This window comes from Pseudoxanthomonas sp. CCNWLY206-1, from assembly GCF_039710385.1.
Classification (GTDB): Bacteria; Pseudomonadota; Gammaproteobacteria; order Xanthomonadales; family Xanthomonadaceae; genus Pseudoxanthomonas_A.
In genome coordinates this window covers 1-14,860 of the sequence record NZ_JBDKXI010000010.1, presented here as the reverse complement: position 1 = coordinate 14,860, position 14,860 = coordinate 1, and the positions used below count along the sequence as shown (strand labels likewise).

The following is a 14,860-nucleotide window of genomic DNA, read 5'->3' as shown; positions in this document are numbered from 1 at the left end:
TCCACGCAGCACGCCACCCATCGCCGGCGCGTTCCATCCGGTTCGGGTGATCGCCGTCACCGGCGGCAAGGGCGGCGTTGGCAAGACCAACGTATCGGTGAACCTGGCGGTGTCACTGGCCGAACTCGGCAAGCGCACCCTGCTGATGGACGCCGACCTGGGTCTGGCGAACGTCGACGTGCTGCTGGGCTTGTCGCCCAAATTCACCCTGGCCGATCTGGTCGCCGGCCGCTGCACGCTGGAAGACGTGGTGGTCGAGGGACCCGACGGGTTGATGATCGTCCCGGCCTCGTCGGGATTCCGGCACATGGCGGAACTGCAACCGGCCGAACACGTTGGCTTGGTCAACGTCTTCTCGGAATTGCAACGCGCCCTGGATGTGATGGTGGTGGACACCGCCGCTGGCATTACCGACAGCGTGCTGACGTTCTGCCAGGCAGCACAGGACACCGTGGTGGTCGTGTGCGACGAACCGGCTTCCATCACCGATGCCTATGCGCTCATCAAGGTGTTGTCGCGCGAACGCGGCGTGGACCGCGTGCACGTCATCGCCAACATGGTGCGCGACCCCAACGAAGGACGGAAGCTGTACGAAAAACTGGCGCGCGTCTGCGAACGTTTCCTCGGCGACGTCGCCCTGCATTATCTGGGTGCCGTGCCTCAGGACGACTGGCTGCGCCGCGCCGTGCAGCGCCAGCAAGCGGTGGTCAAGGCCTACCCGGGCAGTCCCTCCGCACGCGCCATCAATGAAATCGCCCGCATGACCGCCCGCTGGCAGCCGCCCGCCGGCGCCCGCGGCAACGTGGAATTTTTCGTCGAGCGCATGATCAGCCGGGGCATCGCCGCATGAACACCGCCACCGCCCAATACAAAGCCGTGCAACGCAGCGCCGCCACCGATGCGGTGACGACGCACGCGGACCTGGTCCGCCGTATCGCGCATCATCTGGCGGCGCGATTGCCGGCCAGCGTGGAAGTGGACGACTTGATCCAGGCCGGCATGATCGGCCTGATCGAAGCCTCGCGCAGCTACGACGCCGAACAAGGCGCCTCGTTCGAAACCTACGCTTCGATCCGCATCCGCGGCTCCATGATCGATGAGATCCGTCGTGGCGACTGGGTTCCGCGCTCGGTGCACCGCCGCGCCCGTCAAGCGGCCGCCACCGTCCGCGAAATCGAACAGCGCACCGGCCGCGCCGCCATCGCCACCGAAGTGGCCGCGGCCATGGAAATCCCGCTGCCCGAATACCTGCGCCTGCTGGAAGACGCGGCGCGCGGCCAGGTACTGAGCCTGGAGTCGCACGTGGACGACCACGGCGAGCCGAACACCAGCAAGACCGGCGGTCCATCGCCACAGCATCTGTTGGAGCGCAGCGAGTTCCGTCAGTCACTGGTCAAGGCCATCGGCCAACTGCCCGAGCGCGAGCAGTTGGTACTGTCGATGTACTACGAGCAGGAATTGAACCTGAAGGAAATCGGCGCCGTACTCGGCGTCAGCGAATCACGCGTCTGCCAGATCCACGGCCAGGCCATGGTCCGCCTGCGTGGACGGCTGCAGGTGTTTGAAAGCGTGGATGCGGGGCTGGAAGACGAGTAAGGGTCGGCTGTGAGCGGAAAAGCTCTTGCTTTGCCTCCCCCTTTTTAAAAAAGGGGGGATGACCCGCCATTCGGCGGTTGAAAAGCACTTGAGGGGGATTTGCTTTTGCTTCGCGCCCTTGATCCTTGAAGAGCAAGAGCAAATCCCCCGTAGCCCCCTTTAAAAAAGGGGGCAAAGCGAAGCTCTTTCCGTTCCCTACTTCCCACCCTAAACATTCCCGCCCCTCGGCCGATAAACCCTCAAGACCAGCCTCAGCTTCACCGGAGCACTTCGTGACCGCTAACAAGAACATGCGCATCCTGATCGTGGACGATTTCTCGACGATGCGCCGCATCATCAAGAATCTGCTCAACGATCTGGGCTACACCAATACTTCCGAAGCCGAAGACGGCAACAGCGCCCTGACGGTCCTGGCGCAGGCCCCCTTCGATTTCGTGGTGACCGACTGGAACATGCCTGGCATGACCGGCATCGAGTTGTTGCGCGCCATCCGCGCGGATGATCGTTTCAAGGCGTTGCCGGTGTTGATGGTGACCGCCGAAGCCAAGCGCGAACAGATCATCGAAGCCGCACAGGCCGGCGTCAACGGCTACATCATCAAGCCATTCACCGCGCAAACGCTGGAAGAAAAGCTCGGCAAGATATTCGAGCGGCTGGGAGCGGCAGCCTGATGAACGCCCCTGCGGAAGTAACTGCCGCGCGCGGCGTGCTGGTGGAAAAACTCCAACATGCGCTCGATGCGCTGGAGCAAGGCGACGAAGCCGGCTGGCGGCGTGAACTGGATGCCATCGCCGCCTGGCGTACGCAGCCGATGATGCAGGGACTGGGCCGCCTGGCCCGCGAACTGGCGCAGACGCTGGGCGAACTGCCACCCGCTCACGGCAGCGAACTGGACGATGCCTGCGCACGCCTGGACCATGTCGTGGCCATGACCGAACAGGCCAGCCATAAGACACTGGACTTGGCCGAGCAATGCCGCGCGGTCGCCGATCAGCTGAAAGCCACACCGCTGAATCCCGACCAGACGCAGTTGGTCGACCAGATCCGCAACGGCCTGTCGGAAATGGCACTGGCCCAGAGCTACCAGGACCTCACCGGCCAGATCATCCGCCGCGTCGCCGGCATCGTTCGCCGTGTTCACGAGGGCTTCCACGCACTCGGCCTGCCGCCACCGGAAAAACCCAAGGGTTCAGATCTTGCCGGACCGGCCGTTGCTGGTCTGGACCGCAACGCGTTCTCGCAGGACGACGCGGATGATTTGTTGTCGGGGTTGGGGCTTTAAGGGCCGGGAACAGAGAAACGGGAATAGGGAATGGTGAAGAGCGGGTAATCCAACGTTCTCATCAGATCCTAAAGTCGTCATCCCAGCGAACGCTGGGATGACGAGCAAAAAACAATACACCGCACGGCACTGATCCAAAACACCCATCACCACCGGAATCTCCACCCTCTCCCTCATGTCCGCCGTCAGCCCCGAAATCGCCGCCGACTTCCTGATCGAAGCTCAGGAAATCCTGGATCGCCTGGGGGAACAGCTGGTCACGCTGGAACAGGACCCGAGCGACAGCCAGCAACTCAACGCGGTGTTCCGCGGCTTCCATACGCTGAAAGGCGGCGCCGGATTCCTGGCGATCCATGCCATGGTCAATCTGTGCCACGCCGCCGAAGAAGCGCTAGGCATCGTGCGTGCGGGCAAGGCGACGCTGGAGCCGCATCACTTCGACGCCGCACAGCAATCGCTGGATTATCTGCAGCGCATGCTGGACGCCGTGGCAGCGAGCGAAGAACCGCCGCATGCGCCAGCTTCGTTGATCGAGCAGTTCGATGTGCACGTGGCACCCGTGGCGAAAGCGATCGCAGCGCCCGCGCCCGCCGCCGGCGCGAACGACCTGATCGACGATGATGAATTCGAAGCATTGCTGGACCAGCTGCAGGGCAATGGCGGCAAGCCCGCGGCGCCGGTTGCGGCAACACGTCCTCCTTCCGGCGACCTGATCGACGACGACGAATTCGAAGCGCTGCTGGATCAGTTGCATGGCGGTGCCGCACCCGGCGCGCAAACAGCGGCCGCACCGCCTCCGCCCAGGCCAGCGGCACCGGCTGTGCCGAGTCCCACGGCCAAACCGGCAGCCCGCGTCACTGCCGAAGCCGAACAAACCATCCGCGTCGACACCAAGCGCCTGGATGCCATCGTCAACATGGTCGGCGAACTGGTGCTGTCGCGTAACCGCCTGAAAACCCTGCGCGCGCGTTTGCGCGACGAGGAACTGGATCGCGCTGTCAGCAGCCTGGACATTGCAACCGCGCGTCTGCAATCGGCGGTGATGCGGACACGCATGCAGCCGGTGGGAAAAGTTTTTTCACGCTTCCCCAAGGTGGCGCGCGACGTAGCGCGTACGCTGCATAAAGAAGTCGACCTGGAGCTGGTGGGCGCCGAAACCGAACTTGATCGCAATCTGGTGGAAGCGTTGGCCGATCCGCTGGTGCATCTGGTTCGCAATGCGATCGACCATGGCATAGAACTTCCCGACCTGCGCGAAAACGCGGGCAAGCCACGACAGGGCCACGTGCGCTTGTCGGCGCAGCAGGAAGGCGATTTCGTCACCATCGAAATCCGCGACGACGGTGCTGGCATCGACCCCGAGCGCCTGCGCGCAAAAGCACTGGAAAAAGGCCTGATCGATCCCGAAGCGGCGGCGCGTCTGTCGCACGACGAATGCCTGCAACTGGTTTTCCTGGCTGGCTTCTCCACCAAGGCGGAAGTCACCGACATTTCCGGCCGCGGTGTCGGCATGGACGTGGTGCAGTCGCGCATCCGCGAACTCAGCGGCCAGATCCAGATCCATTCGGTGCTGGGCCGCGGCAGCCGTTTCGTCATCCGCGTACCACTCACCCTGGCGATCCTGCCCACGTTGCTGGTGCAGGCAGGCGATCCCGTCTATGCGCTACCACTGGCGCGCGTGCTGGAGGTGTTGCATGCACCCGCCGCCAGCTTGCGCTGGTTCGACGGACAAGCCGTGCTGGATCGCCATAACACGACGCTGCCACTGGTCGACCTGCGCCGCTGGATGGGCGTGGACCCCGCCGTCACGCCCCTGTTGACCGTTGTCGTATTGCAGATGGGCGACCAGCGATTCGGCCTGATTGTCGATCAGGTGCGCGGGCGCGAGGAAGTGGTGATCAAACCGTTGCCGCGTGCTGTACGCGGCCTGCGCGGCTATGCCGGCGCCACGCTGATCGGCGATGGCCGCATGGCGCTGATCCTGGATGTGGATGGCTTGCGGGAAACGGCCGCCTAGCCGCACCGTTCGATGGTGTAGGAGCGGCGTCCCGCCGCGAGCTCTTCGCTTTTATCGCGATCTGACGGGAAGAGCTCGCGGCGGGACGCCGCTCCTACGTCGGTTGTTGGCGATCCATCACGGTTCGGCGTGATCAAACCATCCCATCGCTCAAGACTGAACCACAACCGCCGATACCTACGTACATGGATATCTTCAGCATCATCGGAATCATCCTGGCGCTGCTGGCGCTGGTGGGTGGCAGCATCTTGAAAGGTGCCGGCGTTTCGTCGCTGTGGTCATCGGCTGCATTCGTCATCGTGATCCTGGGAACCGTAGCGGCAATCATGGTTCACACGCCGCCAGCGGTGTTCAAACGCGCGGCGTCCATCGCCATGTGGGTATTCCGCCCGCCGACCAGCGATCGCGCATCGTTGATCAGCCAGATCGTCGAGTGGAGCAACATCGCACGCAAGCAGGGGCTGTTGGGATTGGAGCCCCTGGTCAACGAACAGAACGACGCCTTCCTCAAGAAAGGCCTGCAGATGCTGGTCGACGGCCTGGAACCGGAAGCCATCCGCCACATGCTGGAAATCGATCTCAGCGGCCAGGAACACCAGGACCTGGCAGCAGCGAAAGTCTTCGAGGCGATGGGCATCTATGCGCCCACGCTGGGCATCATCGGTGCCGTCTTCGGGTTGATCGCCGTGATGAAGAACCTGGCCGATCCCAGCAAACTGGGTCACGGCATCGCCGCGGCTTTCACCGCCACCATCTATGGCATCGCGTCGGCCAACTTGTTCTTCCTGCCCATGGCCAACAAGCTGAAGAGCGTCATCGGCGGCCGCACTCGCGAACGCGAGATGATCATCGAGGGCCTGATCGCCATTGCCCAGGGCGAAAACCCGCGCAATATCGAAGCCAAGCTCGCCGGCTTCCTGCACTGACGCACGCGGGCGGCGTAGATCGATGGCACGCAAGAAGCACCATGAAGAACACGCCAATCACGAGGCATGGGCGATTCCCTATGCCGATCTGATGACCTTGCTGCTGGCCTTCTTCGTGGTGATGTACGCGATCTCCACGGTCAACGAAGGCAAGTACCGGGTCATGGCCGACGCGCTGACCGCCGCGTTCGGTGGCGCGCCACGCACCATCAACCCCGTGCAGATCGGCAACAACCAATTGCAAGGCGCGGATTTCGACCGCCCATCGCCTATCAAGTCCGGCGCCAAGAGCGGCCCGTCTGCGCCCTCGCCCGCACCCAACGTGACCCTGCTCGCGGCCATGGCATCGCAGATGAACATGACCATGGACAGCAAGGGCCTGCAGAACGCCCAGAGCCAGTTGGAATCCATTGCCGCCAACCTGGAGCGCGCGCTGGAACCACTCATCGACAAGAAGCTGGTGACCATCAAGCGCGCGGAACTGTGGCTGGAAGTGCAGATCAACAGCGACATTCTGTACCCCACCGGCTCGGCGACCCTGGAGCCGGACGCGCGCGATACCGTGTCGAAACTCGCCGAAGTGCTGGCAGAGGTACCCAACGCCGTGCGCGTGGAAGGCTATACCGACGACCGGCCCATCAGTACCTACCAGTTCCCCTCCAATTGGGAACTGTCGGCGGCACGCGCCGCGAGCGTGGTGCACCTGTTCGTCGGCGACGGGATTCCGCCGGAGCGGTTGGCGATGATCGGCTATGGCGAGTTCCGGCCCATCGCCGACAACACCACCCTGGAAGGCCGCAACGCCAACCGCCGCGTGCTGCTGATCATCCTCGCCAGCCAGGACAACAGCGCAATGGCGCAGGAATTGCAGGCACAGGATGAACCCCCGGCACCGGAGCCCACGGTGATCAATCTACCTGCGATGCCACAACCCATATCCACGATTGCATCCGCCGTTGCATCCGGCACGGCGCCGGCCCCCGACGTCCCTGAAGGAGTGAATTGATGCGTGTCTGGGCGATCGCCAACCAGAAGGGCGGCGTAGGCAAGACCACCACCACGTTGGCGTTGGGCCGCGGTCTGGCCATGCGCGGCTCGCGCGTGCTGTTGATCGATCTGGATCCACATGCATCGCTGACGCGTGCGTTCGGTGTTTCCAGCGAACCACCGCCGACCGGCGTGCTGAATCTGTTCGACGACCCTTCCACCGAACTCGCGCGCGTCGTTCGCCCGAGCGAGATAGAACACCTGAGTTTCGTCGCCGCGCAGACCGCGTTGGCCACCTTGGAACGCCGCAGTGCCACTCAACCCGGCCTAGGCCTGGCACTTTCCAATGCGATATCCCGCAGCGGCACGGCGTACGACTACGTGATGTTCGACTGTCCGCCCACACTGGGGCTGCTGATGGTCAACGCGTTGGCCGCGGCTGACCACCTCATCATTCCCACCCAGACCGAACCGCTGGCGTTGCACGGGCTCAACGGCATGTGCCGCACCGCCGACATGATCGAGCGTTCGCGGCGCCGTCCGTTGCCGGTATCCGTCCTGCCCACTTTGCATGACCGTCGCACCCGCACCGGCACCGACACGCTGAAGACCATGCAGGACCAGCATGGCGCACGCGTGTGGAACGATGCTATTCCCAACGACACCCGCATCTGCACGGTCGAAGCACTGACCGAGACAGCACCGGTGGGCCAGTATCCCGGCCGAGCCTTGTCGGCATACCGTCGCGCACTGGACTGGCTGCTGGACACCGAAAGCCGCCTGATGGAGCAGGCCGCATGAATTCCGGACCGGCGCTGGACGACTATCTGATGGAGTTGCTGGGTGATGTGGGCGTCGCGGTTGCGCCCATGCACCCGGCACCCGCGGTGGTCGTTGTGCCGGTATTGGAATCCGACGACGCTATTGTCGTTCTGGATGCTCCTGTCTGCGCGGACACCGAAACAAGCGTGGCACCCGCTGTGGTCGTTGCGCCGGTAATGGACTTCGACGAGGCTGTTGTCGTTCTGGATGCTGCTGTCCGCACGGACGTCGCAACAAGTGTGGTCGATCCCGCGACCGTGGCTTCGATCATCGAAGAAATGGAAAACGAATTCGCACCGCGTCCGGATTCAACGACAGTATTGGTATCGGAAGCCATCAACGAGCCGGCTGCCGATCTCCGGGCGGCTGCCCCGGCCATCGCACCTGCCAGCGATGCCGTTGCGGCGCCCATTGCGCCATCCACGCCAACGCCCGCCATACCCGCCCCGCTCCCGACACCCGCATCCCGCCTCCCTTCTTCCGGGTCCCCTGCCATGACCCTGCTTACGCCCGTCGTCACGCCCAAGGCGCTTCCGCCGCTTCCTTCCAAGCCCTTCCTGCAAACACCGATCGACAGCGGTGCACGCCGCCGCGCGGCCGAACCGACCACACGCTGGCTGCGCATGCGCTGCGACGATCAGCACTACGCACTCGAACTGCTGAAGGTGCAGGAAGTGGTGCTGCCCGGTGCACTGCTGCCGCTACGCGGCGCGGCCAGGCACATGCTGGGCGTCATGAACCTGCGCGGCCAGGTGGTGCCGGTGGTCGACCTGGGCCTGTACCTGGGCCGCCATACCATAGAGTCCGATGCCTCCACCCGCATCGTGGTGCTGGAAGAACAAGGCGAGATCCTGGGCCTGCGCGTATCGGCCGTGGAAGACGTCACCAACCTCACCGAACAACAGATCGAACCCCCCGACAACGCCCGAGTCGGCCGCATCGCCAATCATCTATTCCGCGGTGTGGCACGACTGCATGGGCGCGCGGTGATCTTGCTGGATGCTTCGCAGTTGTTGAAGTGAGGCCGGGAATGGGGAGTGAGCCGCTTCCGCCTCCGCCTCCCGCCTCCAAATACCCCCTCAAGTCCGCCCCACCCCGGCCGATACCTCAAGTGAGCCGCCCCTCCGGAGACATGATGAGCGCAGTGCCTTTGGGCGATGACCTTGGTATCGAGGCCGCCGCCGATCTCAAACAGAACCTGGCACCGCACTTGGCGCAGCCACAGCCGTTGCTGCTGGATGCGGGCAAAGTGCAGCGGGTGCATACCGCCAGCTTGCAGGTGTTATGCACGTTCGTGCGCGATCGCCAGCAGGCCGGGCACAGCACCGGTTTTGCCGACATCAGCCACGCCTTCCGCGATGCCGCCCGCCTGCTCGGGTTGACCGCGCAACTGGGGCTGCTTGCTTCCGACAACGACAAAGAACACAAAGTGGAGAACGCAGCATGAGCGCACGTATTCTGGTGGTGGACGATTCGGCGTCGATGCGCCAGATGGTCGCCTTCGCCCTGACTTCCGCCGGCTTTTCCGTGGACGAAGCCGAAGACGGACAAGTCGCACTGGGCCGTGCGCAAGGCCAGCGGTTCAACGCCGTGGTCACCGACGTCAACATGCCCAACATGGACGGCATTTCGCTGATCCGTGCACTGCGCGCACTGCCCGACTACAAGTTCACACCCATGCTGATGCTGACCACCGAGTCGGCCGCGGACAAGAAATCCGAAGGCAAGGCCGCCGGTGCGACCGGTTGGCTGGTCAAGCCGTTCAATCCCGAACAGCTGGTCGCCACCATCCAGAAAGTCCTGGGCTGAGCTTCACTTCTCCGCCTGCTCCGACGGCCACGACACGAGTTCCGCAGCGATGAACATCGACATGCAGCGTTTTCATGCCACCTTCTTCGAGGAAAGCCGCGAAGGGCTGGAAGCGATGGAAGCGGGTTTGTTGTCGCTGGAGCAAGGCAGTCGCGAAAGCGACCTGATCAATTCGATCTTCCGCGCGGCGCATTCCATCAAGGGCGGTTCGGCGACATTCGGCTTTGAAGCCATCGCCGGTCTGACCCATGTGCTGGAGACGTTGCTGGACGAACTACGCGCCGGTCAACGCGAAGTCAGCGCGCCGGCCATCGATGCCATGCTGGCCTCGGTGGACGTGTTGCGCAGCCTGTTGGCCGAAGCCGAACACGGCCAACCGGCTGATCCTGGCGCGGTGGAAGCCGTGCGCGCACGCTTGAATGCGGTGCTGTCCGGACAGGAAAGCGCCTCCACCGTGACGCAGCCCGCGAAAAATCCCGCCGATGAACTTCCGGATGGCTGGCGAATCGGTTTCTCGCCGGCACCTTCGCTGTTCATGAGCGGCAACGATCCGTTGCGCATCCTGCGCGAACTGGAACATTTGGCGCCGCTGGAAGTGGCCTGCCGATTGGACCGTCTGCCCGGCTTCGCGCAGATGGATCCGTTGGAAGCCTACCTGGCGTGGGATCTGGGACTGATCGGCAAGGTGCCGCGAAGTGCCGTCGACGACGCGTTCGCCTGGGTGGTGGACGATTGCGAACTCGAGATTCAACCTATCGAGCGCCAGGCTGTCGCTGCGGTCGCCGCGCCTGTTGCCGTAACGACAGCACCAGCGGCTGTCGCGGCCAATCCCACTGCCCCGCCCGCCGCCAATGACACCGCCGAAAGTTCGATCCGCGTCAGCGTCGACAAGATCGACGGCCTGATCAACCTGGTGGGTGAATTGGTGATCACCCAAGCCATGCTGAAGCAGGTGTCCGGCGTACTCGATCCGGCGCAGTGCGAACGCTTGTTCGCCGGCCTGGATCTGCTGGAGCGCAACACCCGCGATCTGCAAGAAGCGGTGATCGGCGTGCGCATGCTGCCGGTCGACGCCGTATTCCGCCGCTTCCCGCGGTTGGTACGCGATCTATCCGCGCGCCTGGGCAAACAGGTACGCCTGCGCACGATTGGCGAAGGCACCGAGTTGGACAAAGGCCTGATCGAACGCATCGCCGATCCGCTCGTGCATCTGGTGCGCAACTCCATCGACCATGGTCTGGAACTGCCGGAAGCGCGCCGCGAAGCGGGCAAGGACGAGACCGGCACCATCACGCTGGCCGCGTCGCATCAGGGCGGCCACATCGTGATCGAAGTCAGCGACGATGGCCGCGGTTTGAACCGGGAGCGCATCCTCGCCAAGGCGTTGGAACGCGGTCTGCATGTGCCCGAAAACCCGAGCGATTCGCAGATCTGGGACTTGATCTTCCAGCCTGGTTTTTCCACCGCCGAAGCGGTGACCGATCTTTCCGGCCGCGGTGTCGGCATGGACGTGGTCCGCCGCAACATCCAGGCGCTGGGCGGCGAAGTGCAGCTGGAAAGCGCCGCGGGCGCCGGCACCCGCGTGGTGATCCGCCTGCCGCTGACGCTGGCCATCCTCGATGGCATGGCGGTATCGGTGGGCGAGGAAACCCTGATCCTCCCGCTGTCCTACGTACTGGAAGCCTTGCAGCCGCAGGCCGAAGACGTCCGCACGCTGGCCGGCGAAGGCCGCGTCCTGCGCGTGCGCGGCGAGTACCTGCCCATGGTGTCGCTGAGCGAGTACTACGCCTACGGCGAACGGCGCACTGCCGACTCGCTGGTGGTGGTGGTGGAAGGCGATGGCCAGAAACTTGCATTGGAAGTCGATGAACTCATCGGACAGCAGCAGGTCGTCGTCAAGAACATCGAAAACAATTACCGCCGCATCGACGGAATATCCGGCGCCACCATCCTGGGCGATGGACGCGTAGCACTGATCGTCGATATCGGCGGCCTGGTGCGCTCGCTCCGCGTACCGCAAGCCGCGTAAGTGGGAGCCGGGAACAGGGAACAGAAAGGCGCTTGCTTTACCTCCCCCTTTCTAAAAGGGGGATGACCCGCCATTCGGCGGTTGAAAAGCATTTGAGGGGGATTTGCTTTTACCTTTCGAGCAATAACGTTGGACCCCGCTGACGACGGCTTGTCAGCATTAGAAACAGAACCGCTCCAGCACCAAACCCCGCGCGCCGCGCGCGCAACTCACCCATAACACACACCTACCCGGACGGTCATGGACGACCGCCCGCGGAAAGTGCTCGCCCGTACCGTAGGAAACCACCATGAAGTCGCTGTCCCTTCTCGCTCTCGCTTTGTTGGCCGCGCATGCACCGGTCCAGGCACAAGACAAACCCGCCGCCAGCCAAGCCACGCTATGGCCGCCGAAACTGACATCCGCCAACGGCACCGAGTGGGCTTTCACCGGCAATCTCGCATACGACTCCAACGACTTCTCCGGCGCTGGTTATGGGGCTTCTACATCGCTGCAGGACGATGACGCGTGGCGGCGCCAGGAAGTCGGCGTCACCGTCAAGCGCAAGGGGTACTACGATTTCGGCGCCACCTTCGACTTCCAGGCCAAGACGTGGCTGGACGTGGCGTTGCGGTTGGAAACCAAGGCGCTGTTCGGCCGCGACCTGGGCAAAGTACGCGTTGGCCAGATGAAACTGCCGCTCGGCTTCGAGGGCAATACCGCCACGCGGAACGGCAGTTTCATGGAGAACTCGCTGCCGACGCAGGCGTTCTATCAGGGCCGGCGTAGCGGTATCGATTGGGCGTTCGAACGTCCCGCTTACATCGTCAATGCAGGCTATTTCTTCGAGTCGGATCTGCAAGGCAACAACAAGGGCGACACCGTGGCCGCGCGCGCAGCGTGGACGCCGTTGAAGGAAGCCACGCGCGTGCTGCACCTGGGCGTGTCCGCATCGCAGGAACGTCCCGACAGCGAAATCAATGGACGCGGCGTGGAAGTGTTCCCCAGCATCCGCTGGCGCGCCAAGCCGGAAGCCGCGCTCACAGGCGTTCGACTGGTCGACTCTGGCAACCTCAGCCGCGTGGACAACATCCGCCGCGCCGGCCTGGAAGCGCTATGGATCGATGGCCCGTGGTCGGTGCAGGGCGAATACCTGCGCCAGAAGACCGAGCGCCAGTTGGGCTTGCCTTCGTACTCGGCGGATGGCGGATACATTTTCGGAAGCTGGCTGGTCACCGGCGAATCGCGCGTGTATAGCGGCGGCAACGTGGCCAATCCGAAACCGGCTGGTAAATACGGCGCTGTCGAACTGCTGGCGCGCTACAGCCGCATCGACCTGGACAACGACGGCATTGCCGGTGGGCGCCAGCAGGACTGGACGCTGGGCGCCAACTGGTACCTCAACCGCTACTTCAAGCTTCAGGCCAATCATGTGTGGGTCGACGCCGAACGCGGCGCGTTCTCCGCTTCGCCGCGCGTTTTTGAGTTGCGGGCGCAGCTGAGTTTTTGATTCGGTTGCGGGTGAACCGGGTTTGAGATTCTCGAGCAGGTCGGCCCCCAAGTGGCCGACCGCAAGCGACAACTGCTGCGCAATCGACCTCGTCATCCCAGCGAATGCTGGGATGACGAATCGCAAGGCTGGGGGCTTCCCGGCCGATCCCGGATCCATTCTCTTTCCGAAAAAAACGGCCGCTTCCCGCCGCAAACGCCTGCCACGCGGCCCTCAACCGCCCATCAGGTAAATGCAATTACTTTTTGACACCCAGATATCAAGTTTGATAGCGCGCCGCCGTTACTTCGTTGGCAGACAACGCATTACCGCCCAGCCGGAGACCTCTTTCCCGCTGGCACCCGCAGCGTCCGCCATGGCCGTGCATCGTTCGTACGGCACTTCACTGCATTACCGGAGATCTCCCGATGAAATGGTTCCAAAACATCTCCATCGCCAGAAAGCTGGCCGTGGCTTTCACCATCACCTCGCTGATGACCATCGGCCTGGGAATGTATGCGCTGGCGCAGATGAGCGCCTCCAACAAGCTGGCGGTGGAAATCCAGACAGTCTGGTTTCCCGCGGTGGAGCAACTCGGTGAAATTCGCGCGCAGCTGGGCGAATTGCGCACCTTCGAGTTGGCGCAGATAGCGCGAGCGGATGAGCCGGAAGCGGTGGAAGACTATTTCAAGCGCATGCAGAAGGCGCGCGATGCGGTCACGAAGGCCCAGGGCATCTATGAACGCTCCACCGCCGCCGGCCGGGAAGCGGAATTCTATACAGAGGTAAAGAAGCACCTGGCACGCTACTACGACGCCAACACGCGCATGGGCGACGCCATCCGTGCCGGCGACGTCGTGGGTGCGCAGACCATTTCCGACGAGGATTCACGTCCGGCGCGCCGCGAGCTGTTCGCCAAGCTGGTCGAGCTGACCCAGTACAACGCGGATCAGTTGAACAAGGAACTGAAGGCGTCCAACGACAGCTACCAGCGCGCGGTCACCGGGATGATCGTTAGCCTGGTGCTACTGACTTCCATCGCGGTACTGGCGGGCTGGCTGATTGCCCGCGCCATTTCGCGCCCCCTGTTGCAGGCCACGCGGGTCGCTGGTGCGATCGCCAACGGCAAGCTGGACAATTCAATCAGTAGCCACGGCCATGATGAAACCGGGCAGCTGCTGGAAAGCATGCGCCAGATGCAGTCGCGTCTGCAGGCTGTCTCCGCCGCGCAGATGGAAATGGCCACCCGCCACGATGCCGGCGAGATCAGCTACCGCATGGACGAAGCTGCATTTCCAGGCGACTACGGCCGCATGGTGCGCGACACCAACGCGCTGGTCGCCTCGCATATCGCGGTGAAGTTGCGCTTGGTCGAAATCATGCAGCGCTACGCCATCGGCGACCTGTCGGTGGATATGGACCGCCTGCCGGGCGAGAAAGCCGTACTGACCGAAGCGATGGATGCCACCAAGCGCAATCTGTCGGCGATCAACGCCGAGATCAAGCGACTGACCGAAGCGGCGGTCGCGGGCGACTTCTCCGTGCGCGGCGACGCAGAACGCTACCAGTACGATTTCCACGTGATGGTCGAAGGCCTGAACCGTCTGATGGAAACCACAGATGAGAATCTGAGTGAAACCTCCGGTCTGCTGCAAGCCATTGCCCGCGGCGACCTGACCGCGCGCATGGACGGCGATTTCCACGGCGTGTTCGCCCGCATGCGCGACGACGCCAATGCCACCGTGGCCCAGCTGACCGACATCGTCGGCCGCATCCAGGGTGCGTCGGTCTCCATCAACACCGCCGCCGGCGAGATCGCCTCCGGCAACACCGACCTGTCCCGCCGCACCGAACAGCAAGCTGCCAACCTGGAAGAAACCGCCGCCTCGATGGAGGAACTGACCTCCACCGTGCGCCAGAACGC

12 protein-coding genes and 2 pseudogenes are annotated in these 14,860 nt (G+C 63.5%); all 14 read left to right on the top strand.

Features of this window, described 5'->3' with window-relative positions; genetic code table 11:
* Nucleotides 1–37: 37 nt before the first annotated feature.
* Nucleotides 38–850, top strand: a pseudogene (locus tag AADW18_RS19175) (MinD/ParA family protein); the annotation flags it as partial.
* Nucleotides 847–1,596, top strand: a complete 750-nt coding sequence (locus AADW18_RS19170) for an RNA polymerase sigma factor FliA (protein WP_337345011.1) — start codon at nt 847–849, stop codon at nt 1,594–1,596. The pseudogene AADW18_RS19175 and the gene AADW18_RS19170, both read left to right, overlap by 4 nt.
* Before the next feature lie 290 nt (nt 1,597–1,886).
* Complete coding sequence (locus AADW18_RS19165; RefSeq protein WP_337345033.1) at nt 1,887–2,267, top strand: chemotaxis response regulator CheY; 381 nt, start codon at nt 1,887–1,889, stop codon at nt 2,265–2,267.
* Complete coding sequence (locus AADW18_RS19160; RefSeq protein WP_337345010.1) at nt 2,267–2,878, top strand: protein phosphatase CheZ; 612 nt, start codon at nt 2,267–2,269, stop codon at nt 2,876–2,878. Before AADW18_RS19165 ends, AADW18_RS19160 begins: the two co-directional genes overlap by 1 nt.
* Nucleotides 2,879–3,053: 175 nt before the next feature.
* A complete protein-coding gene (locus tag AADW18_RS19155) occupies nt 3,054–4,895 on the top strand; it encodes a chemotaxis protein CheA (RefSeq protein ID WP_337345009.1) in 1,842 nt (613 codons plus the stop codon).
* A gap of 185 nt (nt 4,896–5,080) precedes the next feature.
* Nucleotides 5,081–5,821 (top strand): flagellar motor protein, encoded by a 741-nt coding sequence (locus AADW18_RS19150; RefSeq protein WP_337345008.1) that lies wholly within the window; start codon nt 5,081–5,083, stop codon nt 5,819–5,821.
* Nucleotides 5,822–5,843: 22 nt separating this feature from the next.
* A pseudogene (motD, locus tag AADW18_RS19145) lies at nt 5,844–6,656 on the top strand (flagellar motor protein MotD); the annotation flags it as partial.
* Between the two features lie 170 nt (nt 6,657–6,826).
* On the top strand, nt 6,827–7,609 hold the full coding sequence (locus AADW18_RS19140; RefSeq protein WP_337345007.1) for a ParA family protein: 783 nt from the start codon (nt 6,827–6,829) through the stop codon (nt 7,607–7,609).
* Complete coding sequence (locus tag AADW18_RS19135; protein WP_337345006.1) at nt 7,606–8,652, top strand: chemotaxis protein CheW; 1,047 nt, start codon at nt 7,606–7,608, stop codon at nt 8,650–8,652. Before AADW18_RS19140 ends, AADW18_RS19135 begins: the two co-directional genes overlap by 4 nt.
* Nucleotides 8,653–8,765: 113 nt before the next feature.
* Nucleotides 8,766–9,077 carry an STAS domain-containing protein gene (locus tag AADW18_RS19130; protein ID WP_337345005.1) on the top strand — a complete coding sequence of 104 codons (312 nt, stop codon included), beginning with the start codon at nt 8,766–8,768 and terminating at the stop codon, nt 9,075–9,077.
* A complete protein-coding gene (locus tag AADW18_RS19125) occupies nt 9,074–9,439 on the top strand; it encodes a response regulator (protein ID WP_337345004.1) in 366 nt (121 codons plus the stop codon). Before AADW18_RS19130 ends, AADW18_RS19125 begins: the two co-directional genes overlap by 4 nt.
* Nucleotides 9,440–9,488: 49 nt before the next feature.
* A complete protein-coding gene (locus AADW18_RS19120; protein WP_337345003.1) occupies nt 9,489–11,468 on the top strand; it encodes a chemotaxis protein CheA in 1,980 nt (659 codons plus the stop codon).
* Between the two features lie 289 nt (nt 11,469–11,757).
* A complete protein-coding gene (locus AADW18_RS19115) occupies nt 11,758–12,957 on the top strand; it encodes a porin (RefSeq protein WP_337345002.1) in 1,200 nt (399 codons plus the stop codon).
* A gap of 407 nt (nt 12,958–13,364) precedes the next feature.
* On the top strand, nt 13,365–14,860 hold a 1,496-nt coding region (locus tag AADW18_RS19110; RefSeq protein WP_337345001.1), incomplete at its 3' end, for an MCP four helix bundle domain-containing protein.

Coding starts and splice junctions, on each gene's coding strand:
- AADW18_RS19170 (WP_337345011.1), top strand. CDS start 847: ATGAACACCGCCACCGCCCAATACAAAGCCGTGCAACGCAGCGCCGCC.
- AADW18_RS19165 (WP_337345033.1), top strand. CDS start 1,887: ATGCGCATCCTGATCGTGGACGATTTCTCGACGATGCGCCGCATCATC.
- AADW18_RS19160 (WP_337345010.1), top strand. CDS start 2,267: ATGAACGCCCCTGCGGAAGTAACTGCCGCGCGCGGCGTGCTGGTGGAA.
- AADW18_RS19155 (WP_337345009.1), top strand. CDS start 3,054: ATGTCCGCCGTCAGCCCCGAAATCGCCGCCGACTTCCTGATCGAAGCT.
- AADW18_RS19150 (WP_337345008.1), top strand. CDS start 5,081: ATGGATATCTTCAGCATCATCGGAATCATCCTGGCGCTGCTGGCGCTG.
- AADW18_RS19140 (WP_337345007.1), top strand. CDS start 6,827: ATGCGTGTCTGGGCGATCGCCAACCAGAAGGGCGGCGTAGGCAAGACC.
- AADW18_RS19135 (WP_337345006.1), top strand. CDS start 7,606: ATGAATTCCGGACCGGCGCTGGACGACTATCTGATGGAGTTGCTGGGT.
- AADW18_RS19130 (WP_337345005.1), top strand. CDS start 8,766: ATGAGCGCAGTGCCTTTGGGCGATGACCTTGGTATCGAGGCCGCCGCC.
- AADW18_RS19125 (WP_337345004.1), top strand. CDS start 9,074: ATGAGCGCACGTATTCTGGTGGTGGACGATTCGGCGTCGATGCGCCAG.
- AADW18_RS19120 (WP_337345003.1), top strand. CDS start 9,489: ATGAACATCGACATGCAGCGTTTTCATGCCACCTTCTTCGAGGAAAGC.
- AADW18_RS19115 (WP_337345002.1), top strand. CDS start 11,758: ATGAAGTCGCTGTCCCTTCTCGCTCTCGCTTTGTTGGCCGCGCATGCA.